This is a genomic window from uncultured Methylobacterium sp., from assembly GCF_964251405.1.
Lineage (GTDB): Bacteria > Pseudomonadota > Alphaproteobacteria > Rhizobiales > Beijerinckiaceae > Methylobacterium.
Map to the genome: position 1 here is coordinate 23,320 of NZ_CAXUJR010000019.1, position 3,613 is coordinate 26,932.

At 68.6% G+C, this 3,613-nt stretch carries 2 protein-coding genes; both read right to left on the bottom strand.

Annotation, left to right across the window (positions count from 1 at the left end; all coding sequences use genetic code 11):
* On the bottom strand, positions 1-1,931 hold a 1,931-nt coding region (locus tag ACFE7U_RS05695), incomplete at its 3' end, for a potassium transporter Kup (protein WP_375408762.1).
* A gap of 177 nt (positions 1,932-2,108) precedes the next feature.
* The gene (gene ispG, locus ACFE7U_RS05700) at positions 2,109-3,425 is read right to left on the bottom strand and encodes a flavodoxin-dependent (E)-4-hydroxy-3-methylbut-2-enyl-diphosphate synthase (RefSeq protein WP_375408763.1); all 1,317 of its coding nucleotides are present in this window, start codon (positions 3,423-3,425) and stop codon (positions 2,109-2,111) included.
* Between the last annotated feature and the right edge of the window lie 188 nt (positions 3,426-3,613).

Genomic DNA, 3,613 nt, shown 5'->3' on the forward strand with positions numbered 1-3,613 from the left:
TGCGTCCCCACCTCGACCACCCGCCCCGTCGGGATCTGGAAGAAGTCGGTGGCGTCGTTGGCGTTCTTGGCCAGGGTGATGAAGATCCGGTCCTGCCAGAGCGGCATGCCCGAATGGGCGGCGGGGCGGATCGAGCGCCGCGACAGGAAGAACGACGTCGCCATGATGTCGAACTTGAAGCCCTGCTTGCGCAGCTGCGTCAGGGTCCGGGGAATGTTGGGCGTCTCCATGTAGCCGAACTTCATCACGATCTTGGAGAAGTGCGGCCCGATCGGCTCCATCCGGATGCGGTCCGCCTCGCTCGAGCGCGGCGTGTCCACCGTCTGCACCGTGAGGATGACGTTCTTCTCGTGCAGCACCTTGTTGTGCTTCAGGTTGTGCAGGAGTGCGGCCGGCGCGATCTCGGGGTCGCTCGTGAGAAAGATCGCGGTGCCGCGCACGTGATGCGGCGGGCTCTTCTCCAGCATGGCGACGAGCTCGAGGAGCGGCACGTCGGTCTTGCGGGTCTTGTTGGTCAGGATCGAGACGCCGCGCACCCAGGTCCACATCACCACGATGAGGACGCCCGCCAGCACGAGGGGCACGTAGCCGCCGTCGAGCACCTTGAGCAGGTTCGAGAGCAGGAACAGGAACTCGACCACGATGAAGGGCATGATCGCGGCGACCGCCGCGATCGGCGACCATTTCCAGGCCTTCCACAGCACGATGTAGGCCATGCTCGCGGTGAGCAGCATCGTGCCGGTCACCGCGATGCCGTAGGCCGAGGCCAGTGCCGAGGAGGAGCGGAACAGCACGGCGAGCACCACGACGCCGATCAGCAGCAGGAGGTTGATCTGCGGCAGGAAGATCTGGCCCGAATGCGATTCCGAGGTGTGGCGGATCTCGAAGCGGGGCAGGAGGCCGAGCTGGATCGCCTGGCGCGAGAGCGAGAACGCGCCGGTGATCACCGCCTGACTCGCGGTGACGGTGGCGAGCGTCGCCAGGATCACCATCGGGATCAGGCCCCATTCGGGGACGAGTTGGTAGAACGGATCGGTGGTGTCGGGCTTGGCGAGCACCAGCGCGGTCTGGCCGAGATAGTTCAGGGTCAGGCAAGGCGCGACGAGCCCGAGCCAGGCCACCTGGATCGGGCGGCGCCCGAAATGCCCAAGATCGGCGAACAGCGCCTCCGCCCCCGTCACCGCCAGGAACACGGCGCCGAGCGCGACCAGCGCCCCCGTCCCGTGGCCGAGCAGGTAATGCAGGGCGTACCAGGGGTTGAAGGCCGCGAACACGCCCGGATTGTCGTAGATGTGCGGCAGGGCGGCCAGGCCAAGCGCCAGGAACCAGACCACCATGACCGGCCCGAAGAAGGACGCGACCTTGCTCGTCCCCCGGCTCTGGACGAGGAACAGCGCCACGATGATCGCGATCGTGATCGGCAGCACGTAATGCTCGAAGGCCGGCGTGACGAGCTTGATGCCCTCCACCGCAGACAGCACCGAGATCGCCGGGGTGATGATGGCGTCGCCGTAGAACAGGGCCGCACCGAGCAGCCCCAGCATGAGCACGATGCGCGAGCCGCCGAGCGCCTTGCGGGCCAGCGCCATGAGGGAGAGGATGCCGCCCTCGCCGCTGTTGTCCATGCGCAGCAGGAGGACGACGTACTTCACGGTCACGATGATCAGGAGCGCCCAGAGGATCAGCGAGGTGGTGCCGAGCACCTCCTCGGGGAGCAGGATGCCGTCGGCGCGCGCCGGCGCCAGGGCCTCGCGGAAGGCGTAGAGCGGGCTCGTGCCGATGTCGCCGTAGACCACGCCGACCGAGCCTACGACGAGGGTCCAGAAGGGCGTCGGCACGGGGTCGTGCCGCGTCTCCGCCGGTTCGGCGCCGAGGCGACCGGCAGGATCGGGAGGAGCGGCCGATGCGCTCGGGGAGACGGATTGCGTCATGGGATGAGATCCAGGCTTCGGCCTGCGAGAGACTGGAACGACGCAGGTTCAGGTCCCGCACGAAGGGCTCCCAACCGGCCGCGACTCCGTCGGACGGTGGGGGCGATCATGCAATGACACGGCCATGTGCCCCGCGAAGGGCGGGACGGCAAGGCCGCGACCGGGCGCATCCGCGGCTCACTCGGCCGCGTTGCGGGTCCCGGCGCCGAACCGGCGCTCGATGTAGTCGGTGACGACCTTCTCGAAGTCCTTGGCCAGCGTCGGCCCGCGCAGGGTCATCGCCTTCTTGCCGTCGATGAAGACGGGGGCGGTGGGGGTCTCGCCGGTCCCCGGCAGCGAGATGCCGATATCGGCGTGCTTCGACTCGCCGGGGCCGTTGACGATGCAACCCATCACGGCGACGTTCAGGCCCTCGACGCCGGGATAGCTCTTCTTCCACTCCGCCATCGAGGCGCTGATCCAGTTCTGGATGTCGCGGGCGAGCTCCTGGAACGTGGTCGAGGTGGTGCGACCGCAGCCCGGGCAGGCGGCGACCAGCGGCACGAAGGTGCGAAAGCCCATCGTCTGCAGGAGTTCCTGGGCCACCTTGACCTCGATGGTGCGGTCGCCGCCGGGCTCGGGGGTGAGCGAGTAGCGGATCGTGTCGCCGATCCCCTCCTGCAGCAGCACGCCGATGGCGGCCGAGGCCGCCACGATGCCCTTCGAGCCCATGCCTGCCTCGGTCAGGCCGAGATGGATCGCGTAGTCGGAGCGCCGCGCGACCTCGCGGTAGACCGCGATGAGGTCCTGCACCGCCGAGACCTTCGCGGACAGGATGATCCGGTTCTTGGGCAGCCCGATCTCCTCGGCGCGGGCTGCCGAGAGCAGCGCCGACTGCACCATCGCCTCGCGCATCACCGCGCGGGCATCCACCGGTCGTGCGCTGCGCGCGTTCTCGTCCATCATGTGGGTGAGGAGGGCCTCGTCGAGGGAGCCCCAGTTGGCGCCGATGCGGACCGTCTTGCCGTAGCGGATCGCCTGCTCGATGATCGTCGAGAACTGGCGGTCCTTCTTCTCCTTGAAGCCGACATTGCCCGGGTTGATCCGGTACTTGGCCAGCGCCTCCGCACAGGCCGGGTGGTCGGAGAGGAGCTGGTGGCCGATATAGTGGAAGTCGCCGATCAGCGGCACGTGGACGCCGATGCGCTCCAGGCGGTCGCGGATCTTGGGCACCGCGGCGGCGGCCTCGTCGCGATCGACGGTGATGCGAACCACCTCCGATCCGGCCCGCGCCAGGGCGGCGACCTGAGCGACGGTGCCGTCGATGTCGGCGGTATCGGTGTTGGTCATCGACTGGACGACGATGGGCGCGCCCCCACCCATGGTCACGGCGCCCTCGCCGGAGCCGACCATCACGCCGACGGTGCGGTGCCGCGGCGATGGGCCGGCGATCTCGGGGCCGGTCCCCGTGGGGATGGCGCCTTCGGACAGGGACGTGACGGCCGAGGCTTGCATGGTCTGTCTCTCGGAAGCGTGCATGGTGGACCTTCGGGCTCTCTGGACCTGCCGCTCCGAAGACGGCCCTGGCGCCTGGGGAGAGGCGACCGGCGCCTGCCCCGTACGTCGAGGATCGGCGATCGTCGCGCCCCGATCGTTAGCTGAGATGATCCAGGCCATGCGTCAAGCCATGGCCGCCCCGGGAT